This is a genomic window from Candidatus Phytoplasma australasiaticum subsp. ipomoeae (genome assembly GCF_024425275.1).
Taxonomy (GTDB): domain Bacteria; phylum Bacillota_I; class Bacilli_A; order Acholeplasmatales; family Acholeplasmataceae; genus Phytoplasma; species Phytoplasma australasiaticum.
In genome coordinates, this window is the sequence record NZ_JALQCV010000002.1 from 29,458 (window position 1) to 50,711 (window position 21,254).

Here is a 21,254-nt window from a genome sequence, read left to right on the forward strand (position 1 = left end):
GTTTCAGTAGTTTAAAAGATAGACGTTTATCAAATTAAATTTTCTTAGCTTCTTAGGACCTTTCAAGTTAATCCTTAGAATATCATTTTTGACTAACTGCTTCATCACAATCCGCTTTTAAACGCTATTTTAATTTCCTTATTCTTTACTTTAAGGAACTGTTATTATCTTTTTGGTTTATTATCATACTAGTTATTGATTAGATAATTTGATATTTAGGTTTCTTTGATGTTCATAATCTTTAATAGAATTTTTAGCTAATTGAATTACTTGATCAATCTCTTGTTGATTATACACATTCATACCGCAAGCACGGAAATGACCACCACCATTGAATTTATTAGCAATATGATTTATTTTAGGACCTATCGAACGTATACTTATTTTCCAATAATTATTAACCTTATTTTCTATTATAAATAACCACACAGGATGATCTTGAATATTGTGAAAAATATTAACTACACTATTTATATCTTCAAATCTTAACTTAAATTTTTCAATAATTTCATTAGTAATTTTGACATAAATTAAACCATCCTCAGCAACAAAATTACTACACACATAACCTTTAAATCTTAATATATTTATGGGTTGAACAGTAATTTTGGTATCAATTTGAAAAGCATCAAAACCATAACTTAACAAATCAGATACTATCTTTAAAGTTTTATGATTAACTCTATCAAAACGAAAATGACCCGTATCTGTGACCATACCAATATAAATAGGTAAAGCTCCTTTTATACTCAATTTCAAATTATTAATTTCTTTAAAAGTATAAATCATTTCCGAACAAGAAGAAAAATTAGGTTCAATCCAAGAATTTTTTTCGTCTCCATAAACATCTCCTATCAAATGATGATCAATACGTATAATTTTTTTAGCTATTTTATATCTAAAATCACTAATTACATTAGTATTTCCGCAATCCACTACAATAGCTAAAGATTTAGCTATAATATCATCATTAATTTCATCCATTATACCTAAAAAAGAAAAAATAGGATTATTTTCGCCTAAAGCATAAACTTGTTTATTAGGAAAACTTTGTTGAATAATATCTTTCAATCCTAATTGAGAACCATAACAATCTCCATCTGGATTTTTATGCCCAAATATAGTAATGATATCAAATTCATTTATATTATGAAGAATTAAATGATTAATAGATATCATATTGGTATTCATTTCTACTACCTTTTGATTCATTTTTTATTATATTCTCCTAAATTATTTAATAAAACCTTTTTATATTAATCATGGACAATCCTTTTATAAGCTTCCATAAATAAAAAATTTATTTTTTCCTTTAAATTGATAGTTCGATTATCAAGGGCTAAAATTTCTGTAAATAAATCATTTAATATCGAACGAAAAAATACTACATTAGAAAAAATAGGTGTAGTAAAATAAGTATTTTTTTTATTATTATCATAAGTATGCTCTTGAGCAAATTTAACAGATTTATATTTATACAAATCGCGTCTTCCATTTTTTTTATCTTGAATTATTTTTGCATTTAATTCATTATTAAGATCACTATGCGAAGGTATACTTAATAATATCTTTTCTAATTTTTGGATTTGGTCATCAACAAAATTCTTTGAAGGATCAGAATCTAATTTTAATGCGTTTAAGGTGTTCAAAACATCTTCTCGAGTAATAATAAAACCTCCTTTGCCTAATAACATATCCACATAAACATCCTTAGACATTAAATATTTTAAAAATAACCAAGAAGCTAACATTTTATCATTATCTTCTGAATAAAATAAATTAACATTAGGACCTTGAATAATATTTTTATAATCATCCGTATAACTCATACAAGGAAAAGGAGTCATCTCTATATTAAAATCTGACATTTGATTATGTAATAAATCAGAACGTCTAGTAGAAGTAATAAACATACCAGTTTTACGTTGCATAAACATTTCTTTATTACTAATACCAATTAATTTGGAACTAGTTAAAAAACCTTTATTATAAAAATTTTCCTTGAAATATTGCATATTTTTTTTTACATTTTCATCTAACAAAAAACTCTTAATTGAATGTTCATCCTTAGGATAAGATATGCCTTTTTGTTCATTGCTAATAATAATTAAATTAGCTAGACTTTCAGATGTAATAGGAATAAAAGTAGGATCTTGTTTAAGCGATACAATTTTAGCACACAAAGTTTCTAAATAAGGCCAAATTAAATAATCTTTATTATTAATTAAAGCTTTAAAATCGAATCTACCATTAGAATCAATAATTTCTTGACAAGAATCTTTAAAATCGGATTTATGTTTTTCATAAAAAACTTTATTTAAATCATCACGATATTGTTTAAACAAATCGCTATCATAAAACATAACTTCTGTCGATTTAACAAATGGTAAACTATAATGATGATCTTGCCCATCATATACGTTAGGTAATTTTAATTTTTTAGCATAACCTGGAAAAAAATTATATTTATTATTAGATTCTGAGGTTTTGCCAAAATCCTCATCATAATCCATGAAAATATCTAAAGGTACCACTTTAAATGATTTAGAATAAAATTCAATATGATCATCATAAGAAAATGCAATATTAGGTTGTTTGTTAACAGGTAAAGAATTAGCCACGCTTTTACAAATTTGTTCCCAATTAACCTTATTAACATCTTTAACCTTAATATTAGGATTATGTTTTTCAAATTCTCGAATAGTCTCTTTAACAATTTCTAATTCTCTAGGATATAAAGTATGCCAAAAAATAATTTCTACAGGTTTTTTAAGATGTTTAAAATAATTAATTTGAGAATTATGATTTTGAAATTTTTTACTAACCAAATTCTTTAAATTATCATATTTTTTAATAAAAAATTCGTTATCTTGAGAAGTTCTTAAGGAATTAGAAATTATAATGAAAACAATAATAGTGCCAAAATAAATAAATATTTTGCTCACATTACCGATATTTAAAATTTTCGATTTCAAATTAACCTTTAATACCACGTCGACTATCTCCAGATATAATATATTTTTTAAATACAATAAATAAAAATAATAAAGGTAAATTAATCAAAACAAAAATTGCCATTTGAAGATTAAGAGTATCCATAAAAGCTTCTGAATCGAAAATTTTTCTTATCATATTCGTTAATAATTTAGCGCCGACCAATTCTGGCCAAGCATAAGCATTCCAAGCAGCTATAGTCCTGAAAACAGAAATTACAATAACAGTAGGTTTCGTAATAGGTAATAAAATTTTACATAAATATTGAAAATTCGTAATACCATCAACTTTAGATGTATAATAAAGTTCTTTAGGTACGCGTTTAAAAGTTTGAATTAACAAAAATAAATGCACTACATTGATTAAATAAGGAAAAGTCATTGCTAAATAAACACCACCAGGAACAATAGAACCATTACCATTATCCACTAAACCCCAATTAGAAACAGTACGAAAATTTGTCAAAACTAAAGTTTCGCTAGTAATTGACATAGCTAAAAATAATAACATTAAAATAATTCTCTTCAAAGGGAAAACAAAAAAACTTAAAGCAAAAGCTGCTAAAACACAACAAATAGTACCTGCCAAAGTCGATAAAGATACCATAATACAAGTATTAACAAAATATTTCAAAAATTTAAAATCTTTAATAGCGAAAACGTTTTTATAATTAATAAATTGTAAACCTTGTTTAGGCCAACTCAATAAATTATTTTGTATAATATCTTCATTACTTTTCAAAGAAGTGATAACCATAACATAAAAAGGAAATGTTAAAAATAACAAAATAAATATCAAAAATAAATACTTAATAATAATAAAGTAACTAATTTTACTTAACTTATGTTTAATATTACAAACATTTATACTTATATAACGATAAATCTTACTAATATCCATACAATAATTATTACAAATCCACTTTCATCAATTTATTTTCTTTTTTAGAAATGTAAAAACTCATAGTAGTAAAAACAACAGAAATTAATAATAATATCGTAGCAGCTGCTGCTCCTTTAGAATAAGAATTATAATGAGAACTAGATAATTGATTATAAATATAACCTACCAAAGTTTGTACTCGATAATTAGCGTTTCGCCCGAAAACACCTATAACAGATTCATACTCTTTGATAACCATTAAAGTTTCAATGATTAATTGATAAAAAATAATCGGAGCAAGCAATGGTAAAACTATTTTAGTTAAAATACGAAATTTAGAAGCTCCATCGATTTTGGCAGCATCATAATAAGATTTATCAATATCCTGCAAAGATAAAATAAAAACAAATATTTTAAAAGGTAATCTAGCCCATATATTATAAAAAACTAAAACAAAAATTTTATGCGAATAAGGAGCAGCGATGTTAATCCAAGGTTGCGGACGAATACCAAAAAAACCTAAAAAAGAATTAAATAATCCTTCTGGTCTATAAGAAATCAAATTAGTAGTATTATAATAAAAAAAAGAACCAAAAATCATACTCATAATAATGGTATTAGATAATAATGGTAATAAAAAAAATGTTTTAAAAAAATGTTGAACTACATAATTACGAACACTATTTAAAGCTAAAGCAATAATTAAAGATAAAAAAATAGATATCGGAACACAAATAATAACCAAAATCAAAGTATTTCGTAATGCAAAAATAAAATCTATATCTTTAAAAATGGCAATATAATTACTAAAACTAAAAAAATCAGAAATTTTCATACTAAAAGAATCATTAAATTTATCATATTTAGCATTAAAAGAAATAATAATATTTTTAACCAAAGGATAAAAAGTAAAAACAGTTAAAAAAATCAACATAGGAGCTAAATAATACCAATGTCTACGATTTTTATATCCCATAATCTCTAACATTTAAAAAATCCTATTTTCATTAATTTTATCAAAAACAAATAATTTATTTTGTTTAATATCAAAACGAATTTTTTGTTTATTAATTTGATCAGCTTTTAATTGTGTTTGTTGATAAGTAGGTATAATAATTTGAAACGTTTTATGAATGGATTCATTTTTTTTAGCCAATAAAACTAATTCACGACCTAAATTTTCCAAAGCTATACCTTCGATTTCAAAAATTCCATCTTTTTTTAATTCATAACCCTCAGGCCTAATAGCCACATAAACTTCTTTATTATCAAATGATTGAAAACGTTGATCTTGTAAGATCACATTTTCACCTATTTTTAAATTACCACGATTCAATATGCCATGAAAAACAGAAATAAGAGGAACACCTAAAAAAGAAGCTACAAACAAATTAACAGGATTATTATAAATTTCATACGGGGTACCTACTTGTTGAATAGTACCTTTATTCATAACATAAATTTTATCACTCATATACATGGCCTCTTCTTGATCATGAGTTACTAAAACAGCTGTTACATTAGTTTTAATCTGTATTTTTCGTATTTCATCTCTCATTCTAATACGCAAATGAGTATCTAAATTAGATAAAGCTTCGTCTAACAATAAAATACCAGAATACTTAATTAAAGCCCTAGCTATAGCTACACGTTGTTGTTGACCCCCGGATAATTCAAAAGGCATTTTATCTAAATAGTCACTAGTAGATGTTAAAGCAGAAATTTTATCTAATTCTTCTTGAATTTTCTCAGAAGATACTTTTAAGTTTTGTAAAGGGAATGTAATATTTTGACGTGCAGTCATATGAGGATACAAAGAATAATTTTGAAATACCAAACCGACACCTCTTTTTTCTGGAGGAACTTTTGTAACATCAATATTATCAAAAAAAATATTACCTTCAGTAACTGAAATTAAACCTGCTATGATATAAAGAATAGTCGATTTACCACAACCTGAAGGTCCTAAAATACTTACTAATTCTCCTTTTTTTATTTCTAAATTAATATTTTTAACTGCGAAAGTTTTTTTACGATTATGTTTATTAACAAAAACTTTAGAAACATTTGACATTTTAATAAACATATTTTTTATATAACCTCTTTTATTTTGTTTTTTTTAGACTTTTTTGTAAAAAAGAAATATTAAGAAATATTATAATAACTTCTAGGAAAGGCAATAACATCCCTTATATTATCTAAACCCGTTAAATAAAGTAGCATTCGTTCAAACCCTAAGCCAAATCCAGAATGAATGCAACTACCAAAACGACGCAAATCTAAATACCAGTCTAAATCTATTTTATTTATTTGCATTTCTTTCATTTTATCTTGTAAAACTTCAAATCTTTCCTCTCTTTGAGAACCGCCTACTAATTCTCCTACTTTCGGAACTAATAAATCCATAGCCGCAACCGTTTCATTATCAGAATTATTACGCATATAAAAAGCTTTAATATTTTTAGGCCAGTTAGTTACAAAAATAGGTTTTTTAAAAATAACTTCTGTCAAATATTTTTCATGTTCTGTAGATAAATCTTCACCATAAATAGGTTTTTGTTCAAAATCATATGAACTTTTATTAAGGATATTCATAGCTTCTTTATAAGTAATTTGAGGGAACTCTTTAAGATTAACAACATAATTCAATCGACTAATTAAACCGGGTTCAATATTTTTTTCAAAAAAATCTAAATCAAATTTATTTTTTTGTAAACAAAATTTAATAACATATTGCAACATTTGTTGAACTAAAACAATATTATATGATAAATCACAAAATGCCATTTCTGCTTCAATCATCCAAAATTCGGAAATATGACGAGAAGTATTAGATTTTTCTGCTCTAAAAGTAGGAGAAAAAGTATAAACTTTATTTAAAGCTGTTGCAAAGGCTTCAGCTTCTAATTGTCCTGTTACAGCTAAAAAAACAGGTTTTCCAAAAAAATCTTTTTTAAAATCAAGATTTTTTTGATTTGATAAATCTTGAAGATTAAAACTCGTTACTTGAAACAAAGAACCAGCTCCTTCGCCATCATTAGTAGTAATGATAGGGGTATGTATATTAATAAAACCTTTGTGTTGAAAAAAATTATGTATAGCACAGGTTAAAGTATTTCGTAATCTAAAAACGGCTCCGAAAAGTTTTGTTCTCAATCGCAAATGAGGCAATTGTCTTAAAAAAGCTTTAGAATGCGGTTTTGGTTGAATAGGATATTTTATAGAACTAGAGCCCAAAACAACAATACAAGAAGCAACTAATTCAAAATATTTAGAAGAAACATCTTCTAAAGGCATTAAAAATCCTTCTACATAAACAGAAGCTCCAATATTAAGTTCATGTTTAATTTTTTTCAAACAAATAAAATCATTATCTTTGCAAATAATCTGCAAATCTTCAATAAAAGTACCATCATTAATATCAATGAAAAAAATTTTTTTTTGAAAACGGCAATTTTTTAATACGGATAGATTAATTGCGTTTTATTCAGCGATTTGTCTTTGCTGTTTTATTTACAATCAGCCCCCGTCCAAACCGGACAAGCAAGTTTCCCAGCATCCGGCTTTCCATAATTTACTCTCTTGCGAGAACTAATTTCTCCTCGCGGTTAATTAGCTATTTATTCCTATTGTTCTTATTCTTTCTGATATCGTGTGTTTGTTGATTGGTTACCTTTCGGTGACAATCTTCACACAATACCTTTGTTCTTTTATTCATGATACTTTGGTGGTGCGCATTGCGGACCGTACCAATGTGATGAATTTGTAGTTGGGTTGTTTTGTCGCAGTACTCACAATGCTCCGCTTTTAAACGGTCAGTTAGATGCGTACGCGCTTGGAATATATTTTTATTTATGGTAAATATCAGGATTCCCTTTATAGTTACGTAATTTTATAATTTTACCCCAAGAGTAAACATCCCATGGTTCATATTGGGTTTCTCCTTTATTATAATAGGAAATACCCCAAGTTGAACCAATTTTACATTTTTTTCGAACCCTAGCAATTGACGTTTTCCGTTTCCTTGCTAGTGTTTTCAAACAGCTATATTCCGCTAGATAACTTAAGTGAGTCAAAACACTTAGATTGTTAGCCCAACAAAAGTATTGGATAATTCCTCTAACAATTGTCTTATAGGTCCGGATTATTTCTAATTCGTCTCTTTCTGCTAGTGTTTCGTCGTGTTTCACCTTTCCCCTTTTTAACCAATTATATTCATATCCATATTCTTCGGCTTTCGCCTTGGGGATTTGGATTTGAACTTGACCGTTCAAGGAATTCTTGATAGTTTTCCTTTCCCGGGTTTTATTGGTAGGGTTAACTTTTATCATGTAGGATAGAAACCTCGTCCCTTTACTGGCTTTAACAATTTTGGATTTATCCTTACTAACAGTGAGGTTAAGGTCCTGTTTTAGCCATTGCGTTACTTGGTCTTTGATTTTCTCTGCCTGGTTATACTCACCCTTAATGCCGATGATAAAATCATCAGCATAGCGGATGTATTCAACTCTTGGTTTTGGATTTAGGTTGATGTATCTATCAATCCCCAGTTTATGATGTTGGCGTGTTTTCCATGCCTTCCAATATTTTAGGTTACTCTTCTTAATTGGTTTTCCTACTTTAATCAGTTCCTCCATTTTAAAGTCGATGTAATGTAAGTATACATTTGCCAACAGAGGAGAAATTATTCCTCCTTGAGGAGATCCCGATAAAGATTCGTACTTGATGCCATCCTTCATGAATCCGGCTTTCAGCCATTTGTTAATGGTTACGAGCGTTTTATTCTTTTTAATGAACTGGTTTAAGGTTCTCATCAGAATCTCATGATTAATGGTATCAAAGTAGCCTTTTAAGTCAATTTTGACAAAATAATCTATCCCTTTAAATCTTTGTTTGACACGTTTGATAGCATCATGACATGATTTTTTGGTTCTGAATCCAAAACTCCATTCTGAAAAGATATTCTCAAAATAAGGAGTTAAGAGTTGTTCCAGGCATTTTTGCATCAATCTATCCTTGATGGTAGGTATGCCTAAGGGTCGGGTTTTTTTATCATCTTTAGGAATGAAGATTCTTTTAACTGGTTTTAGGTGGTAACCGTTATTGACGTATTCCAGATGGTATCTTTCTAATCTTCCTAGATTGATTCCATCGATGGTTTTGTTGTCGATTCCGGGTGTGCCCGCCCCTTTGTTGGTGGCAATTTTGTTGAACGCCATTAATGTGTTATAAAAGTTATTCATTCCTTGCTGAAGTTCCCTTTTTAAAGAGTAGCCGTTTGATGAACAATATTGAATTTTATCCAATGTTCGCAAAAGTTTAGTTTCTGATGAAACAGTTGTTGACATAATATATCAACTCCTTTCTCTCGATACCATTGAATAAGTAGTAAATTACTTTCTTCTTTCGCCCTATGAGAGTAATTAGCTCTCTTCTTGGTAAGACGATTCACTAAACTATTCCAAATTTAGGTTTACTATTACGACTACTAAGAAGATTCTTTATCCTTAACCATCCAGACTTTCATCCCTGGATTAGTAAACTTAATTACTTAGTTTTAGGATTCTCCAAGTTACACTAAATTTCTACCTTAATTCTTTAGGGGAAGTATCCTCTTTGTAGAGGCTGATTCCAGGTTTCTTTATTTGTTAAACTATCCCATACGTTGGATATATATTGATAGCCTCTGGACTGTCCGTTTAAGCAACTTCCGGAACAGGTCTTAATATTACATCAATTTTCCTTCTTAGGCCATTGCAGGCTTCTCCATAGAATTATTCGGTGGCGGAATCGTCTCGACTAATTTGCTTTCGTCTCAACCCGCTTTTATGGTCTGCTCTAATCCGACATTCTTTCGTTTGTCCGACCGACCATATCCTTTCAGGGTTTAACTGCCCTGGCTATTGGTTAAATAGCTCGAAATTTAGGCCTCTTTGGCGCCCTCCAACCATTAATAGAAATTTTTTTTTTTAAGTAAAATGAATACTTTTCATAAATATTCTTAATAGTTTTATTTTTAAGCATAAAAAATAACATATCTCTTTCGATAAATTCTTTAATATAATATATTAAAATAAAAATTTTATTTTAATTAAAAATTTAAACTAATCATATCATAATAGATTTAAAATAAAGGAATAGTGATCAAATTTATCTTTGTAAATGCAATTTTCACACTAAAAATAGAATTTACAGACAAAAAAAATTTCAGTATTCCAACTCTTAATATCCTAACTATCATTAGTTTAAACAAATTATTACTAATTTATTTTATCACGTTATCATATCTTTTTATCTTTTAATTTTAAGTATAAAAAGATCTAAATTTTTTTAATTTTCAACTAATAACAGTTTGTATATAAAAATTTATTAGATTTGTGTTTTTTAATATTTAAAAAAATAATTATTAATAATTAAAAATGCAATTATAAAAATAATAATATTAATTACAAATTTCATTTTAAAAAACAAAATGCAAATAAGCTTATAATTCATGCAACTTACAAATTATTTTAAAATAATATATATGGTGTTGAAACTATTTTTATATAAAATAATTTTTTAATCAAATTTGCGGTTTAGGTTAATTATTATCTCCAAATCATGTAATCCCAAATTTTTTTGTATTTAAATCATTTTTATAGATCTCATTAATAATAGAAATATAAATCTCACATTTGAGATAATTAATATATTAAAAATAGTAGAATAATTATAAAAAACAAATTCTTTTATTACTAATAAAAAAATAAAAGAATTTATCCTCAATTAATGTAATAATTTCTAAATATTTCTAACTTATTTAAATGATTATATTAATAAAAATAAAAAAATTTTAATCATTTTGTCTAATATAATAACGAATAAATTATAAAATAAAAGCCAATTTTTAAAAAAATTTAAATCGGAATATATGGCAATTATTTAAAATATAGTCAACACTTTATGTATTATATTACAACAACATATATGCATATATGTTTTTAAATTAGCGAATTTTTTAATTAGTTAAAATTTTCACCTTCTCTCTGGATTATAATCGAATTATAATTTTTCAACTCAAAATTTTTTTATAATAAAATTGCATTTTTTATTATAAAATAAATAATCTAAAATAAATATTACTTAATTTAATTAAAAAAATATTATTTTTTTATAAAAAAATAAAAATTAAATAATTTAATAGTCTTTAGATTTAATATCAAAAGATATTAATATTTTGAAAAGTAATTAAAAAACTAAAACTAACTTTCAAATCATTACTACAACCTATAGCAATTTCATATTAGAATTATATTTAATTCTTATTACAAATGTCAAGAAAAAATATAAATATAATTTTAAATTTAAAAAATAAAATTATATACATTTATTTCAATTTTAAAATACCTGATAAGAAATTAATCAATTTATTTTTTTTACTTAAAATAAAAGGATAAATGGAAAATTTTAAATGAGTATAAAAGAAAAATCAACTTCTAATATCATCCTTATAAAATATGTTATAATTAAAAAGTTGATATTATTTTATTTATAAAATATTATCATCTTTAACAATCTACATAAAAAATAAAATTTTATAAATTAAAAAAATGCACATTTCTATATCATATTAGTTAAATAGAAAAATTAAAATTATAAATAAAAATTATATTTTTAAAACAAATAATTTATTTCAATTATCAAAAATAACTTAAAAATTTAAAATTAAAAACTATAAAAATAAAAAATGCATTTTTTTAATTAATTTAATGAATAAAAATATAAAAAGTTATAAAAATTTTAAAAATAGACTTTTTAATTAAAAAATGATGCTAATTTTTTAAAAAAATTAAAAATTTCAATATAAGGATTTTATATGATTACATTAGCCATAGATGCTATGGGTGGAGATTTTGCTCCTAACATAGTAATTCAAGGAACAATAAAAGCTTTAATTTCAAATAAAGATTTGAATATTAATTTATATGGTGATCAAAAAAAAATAGAAGATTATTTAAAAGAAACAACTACAAAAAATATTTTAAATGTTATTAAAACAAGATTAAAAATTATAAATACACCTCTATATTTGTCCATGAATGCTCAAAATATCAGAGAAGCTATAAGAGATAATACTCCTTATTCTATGTTTGTAGCTCTTAGAGATGTTAATCAACTATCATCAATAGATGGTTTTATAACGGCTGGACCAACACAAGCATTAGTTTTAGCTAGTTATCTTATTATAGGCACTTTACCTGGAATAAAAAGAATATCATTAGCACTTATGTTTAAATCTATTGATAATCGCACTCGAATTTTAACAGATGCAGGCGCTAATGCGGAAATAAAAGAAGAAAATATTCTAGATTTTGCTATATGCGCTAATTATTTGGCTCAAATATTATTAAATATACCCGAACCTAAAATTAAACTTTTAAATATAGGTATAGAACCAAACAAAGGTCGAAAAATGGATGTTAATATTTTTAAATTATTAAGTAATAATCCAAAAATTAATTTCCAAGGGAACGAAGAACCAAATAATTTTTTTAATACAGAAGCTGATATTTTACTAAGTGACGGTTTTACAGCTAATATGATATTAAAAACATACAAGGGCACTGCAGAAATGTATAAAAATAATTTAAAAAAAATGCTAACTAATAATTTTTATACAAAAATAATTAGTAAAATATTTTTGTATAAAACTATAAAAAACCATTTTAAAAAATTTAATACAGATAAAACAGGAGGAGCTATATTACTAGGATTAACAAGAATTATTATTAAAGCTCCTGGTAATTCTACAAGCTATTCTTTCTATCACACTATTAATCAAACAATTGATTTAATCAAAAAAAATTTTTTAAAAAAAATAATTGAAAATTTTCAATAAATACAAGGATTATCATGTATCTTCAAAGTTTATTTAAAAGATTAAATATAAAGCCTAAAAATATTAATTTATATATTAACGCTTTAACACATAGTTCATATGCTAATGAACATAATTTAAAACATCACAATAATGAAAGATTAGAATTTCTCGGGGACTCTATTATTAATTTTCTCATGGCTAATTATCTTTATAGAAAAAACCAAGATAATGAAGGTATAATGACTAAAAAAAGAGCTCAAGCTGTTTGTGTAGCATCTCTTTTAATTTATTCAGCCGAAATAAATCTAAAACAATATATTTTATTAGGAAAAGGTGAACGTAAAAGAGGTATATATAACTATTCTATTATTGCTGATGCTTTTGAAGCTTTATTCGCAGCTATATATTTAGATTTAGGTTATTTGCAAGTAAAAAAAACTTTTCATTATATAGTAGTTCCTTGTTTATCTAAAATTATAGGAATTATTGACTTTAAAACGCAACTACAAGAATTAGTGCAAACACGTCATCAACACATTAAATATAAAATTGTTGCTGAAACAGGATTAGCACATGAAAAAGAGTTTATTGCTGAAGTATATTTATCCGAACAATTATTAGGTAAAGGCGAAGGTAAAACAAAAAAATCCGCCGAGCAACAAGCAGCTAAAATAGCTTTAGAAAAATTATCGCAAGAAAGTAAACTAAAATAATGTTAAAAGAAATATATGAAGAAGGATATTTAGATATAGAAAAAATTTTAATTCATAAATATCTAAAACTTAATTTATCAATTAAAGAAGTAAAAATGCTATTATTACTATTTAAACAATATCAACAACCTATTCTATCAACAGAAAAAATAACAAAAAACACTAATTTATCCTTAACAGAAATAAATAATATTTTAGGTAATTTAATAAAAAAAAACTTTTTGTATTTATATCAAAAAGAAATTAATAATCAAGTTCAAGAAATGTTTAACTTAGGCGAAACTTTTAATCAAATCGAAAAATTATATAAACAACCAAAATTAAATAATTTAAAACATAAAAATATTTCAGATATTAGTCATACTATATCTAATATTGAAAAAATTAAAGGAGATGTTTTGAATAGCCAAGAATTAGAAATAATTAAAAAATGGTATCTTGAATTTAATTATCCACAAGAAAAAATTATACAAGCCATTAAACAAGCTAATGCTAACAAAAAAAAATCTATTTTTTACATCAATAATTTGCTAAATTATCAAAATCAGCAAAATATATCGCAAGATAAAAATATAGAAAAAAATCTACATAAAATTTTTGATAAAATAAAATAAAATAATTTATTATTTTACAATAATTTATTATTTTACCTTATCTAAGACTAAAAATATGTTATAATTGAAGGCGATATTGAATCTTTTTATAAAACAAAAGATTTAATAAAATTATATAATAAATAGAGGAGAAGAAAAAGTTTCTTTATGAATCACAAAGAAAATTTTTTACAAACTAAAAACGGCAAAATTACAGTTGGTGTTTTAGCATCTGCAGGTATAGCTTTAGTTGTTTATTTCATAACAGCGAAATTATTGCATTGGGCACCTTTTACAATAAAAACATTAACAGCTAAAGATATTGATAATTTAAAAGTCGAAATTAAAGATTTCACAGGCAAATCAACAAAAGACCAACTTTCTTTAGATGATGCTAAACAAGAATCACAAAAAGTAGTTGATGCTATGAAAAAAATAGTAGATGCATTGGCAGAAAATAACAAAGCAGATATTAAAGATAAAAAAATTTCTGATTCAACAATAACCGCAGCAAACAATTTAAAAACAAAAGCTGATCAAGCATTACAATTTGTTAATGACAATGCTAGTAATTGGATAGATGACAAAGTAAAAGAATTTGTTCCTAAAATGGTAAAAACTAGTGACATTAATGATTTATTAGGTCTAGTTAAATCAGATTTAAAATTATAATAATAAAATCCATTTAAAATTTTAATAAAATAAAAAAAGTGTTCGTTTATGAACACTTTTTTTTATTCTTTTGACGATAAATTGCCGCAGTTAAAATAAAATCTTTAAACAAAGGATGCGGGTTAAATGGGCGAGATAAAAATTCTGGATGAAATTGAACTCCTATAAACCAAATATGATCAACCAATTCTATTATTTCTACAATTGATTCTTGCAAATTTAAACCAGAAATTATAAAATTTTTATCTCGCGTAAACATGGAAATATATTCAGAATTCATTTCGTAACGTTGACGATATCTTTCAGAAATTACGGATTTTCGATAAATCGCATAACTTTTGCTCGACGTTATAATTTTAGTCTTTTTTAAACCTAATCTTAAAGTTCCCCCCATATCAGTATCAGTAATTTTGCACTTAATTACCGGATAAGGAGTGTTTTCATCTATCTCCGTCGAATTTGCTCCGAATAAATTTAAAACATTATTAGCGTATTCCACCACAGCTAATTGCATACCTAAACAAATTCCAAAAAAAGGGATATTTTTACAACGAGCATAGCGAATAGCTTGTAATTTACCCTCAATAGCTCGACCACCAAAGCCACCAGGAACCAAAATACCATCACAATCACATAAAAAGTTGTGTACATTATCACTATTAATATCTTCAGAATAAATAAATTGAATGTCAATGCCTACTTTATTAAAATAAGCTGCATGTTTAAGAGCTTCTACTACAGATAAATAAGCATCGTGAAATGCAGTATATTTACCGACTATACCAATCTTAACAACTTTTTTTAAAATTTTCATTTGTTGAATCATTTGTTGCCATTCTGATAAATTAGCTACTGGTAAATATTCTAAATTAAAAAATTTCAAAATGAAATTATCAATTTGTTGAGCATACAAATTAAGAACAATAGTTTCCACGATCGAAACATTAACATTAGAAAAAATAGCCTCCTTTTTAACATCACATAAAATCGAAATTTTTTCTTTTATTTCTGCCGAAATATCGCTTTCACTTCTTAAAATTAAAATTTGAGGTTGAATACCTAAAGATCTCAACTCCTTCACACTATGTTGTGTGGGTTTAGTTTTAGGTTCTCCTGAAAATTTTAAAAAAGGTATTAAAGTATTATGTATATATAAAACATTTTCGAAACCCAAATCTTGTCGCACTTGACGAATTGCTTCTATAAAAGGTAATGACTCTATATCGCCGATAGTCCCGCCTATTTCCACAATTAAAATATCATATTCCCCAGAATAAACATTTTTTAATATGCGAGATTTAATTTCATCTGTAATATGAGGAATAACTTGAATCGTTTTTCCTAAATAATTTCCTTGACGTTCTTGTTGAATAACGTATTGATAAATTTGACCTGTCGTAATACTCGAATCTTTAGTAAGATTAATATCTAAATATCTTTCATAATGACCCAAATCTAAATCAGTTTCAGCTCCATCATTGGTCACAAAAACTTCGCCATGTTGTTGCGGACTCATAGTTCCTGAATCTACATTAATATATGGATCAAGTTTTTGCATAAAAATTTTTAAATTTCGTTGTTTTAATAAATATCCCAGAGAAGATGCTAACAAACCTTTTCCTAATCCAGAAACTACTCCACCTGTAATAAAAATAATTTTAGTTTTTTTTTGCATTGATAAAACAATTATCCATTCATTATATTTTTTTTAATTCCAATCATCTTTGCGATTAATTTATTGTTTCAATTTAAAACCTATAGTTTCACCTATATTAACTTTAGTTTCTATTCCGATTAGAGAATTATTTAAAATTAACTGATTAAACTTAATTTTATTAGGTTCAATTACTAACACAATAACAGAACCTCCAAACGAAAAAAAACCTTTTTCCTGCCCTTTTTTAAAACTAATAATTGAATGATTATTAATTTTTCCTACTAATAAAGCTCCAATTTCTATCTGTATGATTTCCCCAAAATTTAAAGTTTTTAAAATAGTATATTCGCGACTATTTTCAGAAAAAACATTAAAATATTTAAAAGCAATAGGATTAACAGTATGTAATCGACCTTGAATTTTAACATTATTTTTAGATTGAACACCTTCATCCACAAAAATATATCGATGATAATCAAAAACTTGTAATCTTAACATTACTAAAAAACCATTCAGATATTTTTCAGCTAAATAATCATTTTTTAAAAGATCGCGCAAATGATAAGGAGTGTTCTTAATATTAAAGATACTATTTGCATTAATATTAAAAATACACATTTGACCTTCCCCGGGACTAATAAAAGCAGAAACAGAATTATCAAAATTAATCTTCTTGTAAGTTCGCACAAAAAAATCATTATAAGATTTAAATGAACTCGGATGAAATAAACTAGTATCAATATGATTTTTAACAATAATTTTTTTAACATGAAAACGTGAAAAAATAGATTTTAAATAAAAACTAATTATTTTACTAAAAATACGAGAAATAAAGATTCTCAATAAAAAACGTTTCCACCATTTTTTTTGTATATCCTGATATAAAGATTTTTGTAACCAGCTACTTGTTACATTATTATGCAAATTGTTTGATTTAAAACGTTTATTCACAATTTACTCATATGAAAAAAAATATTTTTGTTTATTAATAAAAAAATAAACATAATAATAAATAATAAACATAAAATCAATAATACTCCTAAAATGTCAGGTTTATTAAATTCCAGTTTATCATTAATAAATAAAAAAGATAATAACACCAAACAAAATACATATATACCAAAAAAAATTTTATTCCAATTTAATATTTGCAAAGGATTAAAATAAAATAATAAAACTAATAAAGGGAAAATAATAGATGCAATAGTTACAGGAACACCAATAAATTTGTTAATATTTGCTTTTTTTTTAGAACTTTCGCTTAAAACATTAAAATAAGCTAAACGAATTAAAGATGCTAAAAGATATAAAAAACTAATTAATATAAATAAAATATCATAATAATTTTTAAAATCTAAATCTTTATAAAAAATTTTTTTATAAAAAGATATACCTATAAAAATTGGTAATATACCAAAACTAATTAAATCAGATAAAGAATCTATTTGAATACCATATCTTTTTTCCTTAAGAGAACGAACTTTTTTACAACGACTAACAATTCCATCTAAAACATCTAAAATGCCAGATAATAATAACAAAACACAAGCCAAAATAATTTTGTTTTGAACAGCGCATATAATACCCATAAATCCACTTAACAAATTTAAATAAGTTAAATAAACAGTATAATTATACATTCCTAAAAACATAATTTATTACTACAACCTTCACATTATATAGAATTTAAAAAAAGTATTTAATAAAATAATTTAATTAATATAATCTTTTCTAATAAAATAAAAAAATTAATAATTTTTGATATAACTATACTAATTTCGCCGATAGCATTTAATTATGGATAAATTATTTGCGTTTTGATATCAGAATTTGACTTTCTGATATATAACCCTTTATCATTTTCCTTTTAAATAATCGTTATTATTTTTTTCAGTATTTATCAGCATTAATGATTGATAATTGATAAAATAACAAGATATTTATTCCTCATTTGGCGCCCAATCATATTCGTTAATATCTTCATTTTTATCTTCTTCTGCATTAACAGAATCACTTTCCTCTCTTAAAACCGCTTCATCATCTCCCAAAACAACATCATCTATATCTTCTAAAATTTCTCGATCAGCTGTCTCATCTGTATGACTAAAATCCGAATCATTTTCTAACCTAAAATCATCATCTAAATTATTAGAATATTTTAAATCTAATAATTCATTGTCAATATCAGATTTTTCTTCATCCGCATAATATTCTTTATCCCATAAATCTAAATTATCAGTTTTAATACCCCACAAATCTTCGCCATGAAATACAAATAATCCGCTAATTACAATATCTAAATAAAGTTGTAAAAAACAATCTTGTCGTAAATTTTCTATTTTTTTTATATCCAAAACCTGTTCTATTAATTGATAAACAGGCATAGGTTTTGGGTTTTTTTGCAAAATATCCAAAGCGATTTCTAACATAGAATATTCTTTAAAAGCATTTTGATTATTACTTTGATTTATCATAATATTTTAAATAACCTTCTTATTTTATTCATTTTTTAACAATCAGAACTATTAATTTATATATTCCAAATAATCACTTAAAGTTAATAATATTTATAATTTCAGTTAAAAATAAATTTGAAAGATTAAAAATATAATTAATTAAAGACATATAATTTAAAAATTATTAAAACTCTAAATATTCCGAAGCTCTCGTAATAACATCGCGAGAAGCTTTATCTACTTGTTGCAAAACATTATTAAAAGATAATAAAATACTTTCTTGTAATAGGTCTAAATTTTTAAGAATTTGAGAATTTTGAATACGTACATCAATTACTTGTTTGGTCCCTTGCATAACAATCATAACGTCACCGACACAAGCAGTAAACTCTCTAGATTCTAATTTTTTTTGTTCATATTTAATAGATTCTTGAATTCTTTTTAATTTTTCGAACATATTACATTCCGTTCCTTATTCTAAATTATTATTTTAATCTGTCAATCAATATTATATTATAACTATAATAAGAATGAATATTTAGAAAATTTTATAATTTAATTATTTTAATCTAACTTTATCGGCACCAAAATATTTAATAGCTAACTGAAAAAATTGATTTTCTTCTGAAAAATCATTAGAATTATTCAAGCATAAAACTTCGAAATTATTAGAGTTATCCATCGTTGGTTTAACTAAAAAATTATTTTTAGAAGCGAATGTAGCATATTTTAAATAAAAATTAATATCTAATTTAGACAATTCTAAATCACACATATGACGAGTTTTTTGATATCTTTCATAAATAGGTAATAATTTTTGTTCCCAATCTTGATGCAAAATTACAAAATACTCTTTCATTAATTTATTTTTTTTATTTAAAATAATTTTTATTTTATTTTTGATATGCGGCTTAAGTAACTGTTGATATTCTTCTACACTTGAACAAGAAATTAACCATTCTTTATTAATATTAATTAAACATAGTTTACTTTTATATAAACAAATTGCAGCCATTTCCAAATTTTTATCCGAAATTTTCATTAATCGGCACCAATTTTTTTTAATTTTTTGAGTTATTTGATTATCAGGTGTTATTAAAATTTGTTTTAATCCATATAAAAAACTATCTAATGTCTTACTAATCATTGAACAAGAAGAACTGGACTTCATACAAGCACATTCAAAAACATCAGAAGTAGGTAGACTAATATTATTTACGCAAGAAGTAGCTAAAATCTTTTTTGTTGATAATAATTCCATAGTATTTGGAAATCTTTTTGCAGTAATATTTTCATTATAAATAATTTCCTGATCTTCTAAAGCATTATTTCCTTTATACAAACTTAAAAATTGTTTTAATTGGATGCATTTAATAATAAAATATTTTTTTTTATGAATAGTATTTTTAATAGTATTTTTCCAATTAAATAAAAAAATAAAAAATTTATCTTTTTCATTAATGCTTAAATTCTTAAATATTATTTGAAAATTATTATCAGTATCTTTCCATTCTTGAATAAACAAAGTTAAAAAAAACCCTATTAAATCTTCCATAAATAAAAAAATATCTACATGTGGTTGTAAAAGGTTGTCTAAAAAATCAATCATCGTAACAACATTACCATATAATATGTAATCGATTAATTTCTTCATTTGAAATTTAGAAACTAATCCTAAAATTTTAGAGACTTCTTCGACACTAATATGACTATTATAATAGTAAGTACTAACTTGTTCTAATCTATTCAAAGCATCTCTCATACTACCTTTTGAAGAAATAGCAATTTGATATAAAGCATCTATATCAATATCAATATGTTCTTGAATAGATATAACTTCCAATTGTTTCCTAATTGCTTCAACTGTAATATGTTTTAATCCGAAATGTTGAGCACGAGAAATAATAGTTTTAGGAATTTTATCAAATTCACTAGTAATTAAAATAAAAATAATTTTAACAGGAGGATCTTCTAATAGCTTTAGCAAAGCGTTGAAAGCATTATAAGATAATACATGTACTTCATCAATGATATAAATTTTATATTTTCCCAAAATTGGTTTATATTTTGAAGTATCTTGTAATTCTCGAATTTCATCTACACCATTATAAGAAGCACCATCTATTTCGATCAAATCTAAATTATTTTTTTGATTAATACTCATACAAGATTTACATAAATTACAACAATCTAAACCAGAATTATCTAAACAATTAATAGTTTTAGCCAAATTTTTAGCTAAAGTTGTTTTTCCTACACCTTTATCGCCACTAAACAAATAACAATGATTTATCCTACAATATTTAATAGCATTTTTTAAAGTTTGAACAATAATATCTTGACCAATAATATTTTGAAAATTTTGAGGTCTATATTTACGATATAAAGATAAATAAGTCATAACTTAATAACACCTTTTTGAAT

At 24.7% G+C, this 21,254-nt stretch carries 15 protein-coding genes and 2 pseudogenes; 4 read left to right on the top strand and 13 right to left on the bottom strand.

Annotated elements, in window-relative coordinates; genetic code table 11:
• Positions 1-192 precede the first annotated feature (192 nt).
• From NQK76_RS00170 to NQK76_RS00200, 7 genes and pseudogenes are all read right to left on the bottom strand, one after another.
• Positions 193-1,212 (bottom strand): DHH family phosphoesterase, encoded by a 1,020-nt coding sequence (locus NQK76_RS00170; protein ID WP_004995098.1) that lies wholly within the window; start codon positions 1,210-1,212, stop codon positions 193-195.
• A gap of 44 nt (positions 1,213-1,256) precedes the next feature.
• Positions 1,257-2,993, bottom strand: coding sequence for an extracellular solute-binding protein (locus NQK76_RS00175; protein ID WP_255872575.1), 1,737 nt, complete (start codon positions 2,991-2,993; stop codon positions 1,257-1,259).
• Positions 2,977-3,894 carry a carbohydrate ABC transporter permease gene (locus tag NQK76_RS00180; protein ID WP_004995101.1) on the bottom strand — a complete coding sequence of 306 codons (918 nt, stop codon included), beginning with the start codon at positions 3,892-3,894 and terminating at the stop codon, positions 2,977-2,979. The genes NQK76_RS00175 and NQK76_RS00180 overlap by 17 nt, the downstream gene beginning before the upstream one ends.
• A gap of 10 nt (positions 3,895-3,904) precedes the next feature.
• A complete protein-coding gene (locus tag NQK76_RS00185) occupies positions 3,905-4,864 on the bottom strand; it encodes a carbohydrate ABC transporter permease (RefSeq protein ID WP_004995102.1) in 960 nt (319 codons plus the stop codon).
• Positions 4,865-5,962, bottom strand: coding sequence for an ABC transporter ATP-binding protein (locus NQK76_RS00190; protein WP_255872576.1), 1,098 nt, complete (start codon positions 5,960-5,962; stop codon positions 4,865-4,867).
• Positions 5,963-6,021: 59 nt separating this feature from the next.
• Positions 6,022-7,338, bottom strand: a pseudogene (asnS, locus tag NQK76_RS00195) (asparagine--tRNA ligase); the annotation flags it as partial.
• A gap of 154 nt (positions 7,339-7,492) precedes the next feature.
• A pseudogene (locus tag NQK76_RS00200) lies at positions 7,493-9,224 on the bottom strand (reverse transcriptase domain-containing protein).
• A 2,510-nt stretch (positions 9,225-11,734) separates the two neighbouring features.
• Between NQK76_RS00200 and NQK76_RS00205 the strand changes: the two are divergent.
• The 4 genes from NQK76_RS00205 to NQK76_RS00220 all read left to right on the top strand — a co-directional run bounded on the left by NQK76_RS00205 (position 11,735) and on the right by NQK76_RS00220 (position 14,717).
• Positions 11,735-12,757, top strand: coding sequence for a phosphate acyltransferase (locus NQK76_RS00205; protein WP_255872578.1), 1,023 nt, complete (start codon positions 11,735-11,737; stop codon positions 12,755-12,757).
• A 14-nt stretch (positions 12,758-12,771) separates the two neighbouring features.
• Positions 12,772-13,452, top strand: a complete 681-nt coding sequence (gene rnc / locus NQK76_RS00210) for a ribonuclease III (protein ID WP_004995113.1) — start codon at positions 12,772-12,774, stop codon at positions 13,450-13,452.
• Entirely contained in the window at positions 13,452-14,066 is a 615-nt protein-coding gene (locus tag NQK76_RS00215; RefSeq protein ID WP_004995116.1) for a DnaD domain protein, read from the top strand. Before rnc ends, NQK76_RS00215 begins: the two co-directional genes overlap by 1 nt.
• 147 nt (positions 14,067-14,213) lie before the next feature.
• Complete coding sequence (locus NQK76_RS00220; RefSeq protein ID WP_255872579.1) at positions 14,214-14,717, top strand: hypothetical protein; 504 nt, start codon at positions 14,214-14,216, stop codon at positions 14,715-14,717.
• Between the two features lie 46 nt (positions 14,718-14,763).
• On the opposite strand, the gene pyrG is transcribed toward NQK76_RS00220, so the two are convergent.
• From pyrG to dnaX, 6 genes are all read right to left on the bottom strand, one after another.
• Entirely contained in the window at positions 14,764-16,392 is a 1,629-nt protein-coding gene (pyrG, locus tag NQK76_RS00225; RefSeq protein ID WP_255872580.1) for a CTP synthase, read from the bottom strand.
• A 60-nt stretch (positions 16,393-16,452) separates the two neighbouring features.
• Complete coding sequence (locus NQK76_RS00230) at positions 16,453-17,325, bottom strand: phosphatidylserine decarboxylase (protein ID WP_193622159.1); 873 nt, start codon at positions 17,323-17,325, stop codon at positions 16,453-16,455.
• Positions 17,322-18,026, bottom strand: coding sequence for a CDP-alcohol phosphatidyltransferase family protein (locus tag NQK76_RS00235; protein WP_213680399.1), 705 nt, complete (start codon positions 18,024-18,026; stop codon positions 17,322-17,324). The genes NQK76_RS00230 and NQK76_RS00235 overlap by 4 nt, the downstream gene beginning before the upstream one ends.
• Before the next feature lie 288 nt (positions 18,027-18,314).
• Complete coding sequence (rpoE, locus tag NQK76_RS00240) at positions 18,315-18,848, bottom strand: DNA-directed RNA polymerase subunit delta (RefSeq protein WP_054598467.1); 534 nt, start codon at positions 18,846-18,848, stop codon at positions 18,315-18,317.
• Between the two features lie 166 nt (positions 18,849-19,014).
• Positions 19,015-19,287, bottom strand: a complete 273-nt coding sequence (locus NQK76_RS00245) for a YbaB/EbfC family nucleoid-associated protein (RefSeq protein ID WP_004995129.1) — start codon at positions 19,285-19,287, stop codon at positions 19,015-19,017.
• Between the two features lie 102 nt (positions 19,288-19,389).
• Complete coding sequence (dnaX, locus tag NQK76_RS00250; protein WP_004995130.1) at positions 19,390-21,231, bottom strand: DNA polymerase III subunit gamma/tau; 1,842 nt, start codon at positions 21,229-21,231, stop codon at positions 19,390-19,392.
• Positions 21,232-21,254: the final 23 nt, after the last annotated feature.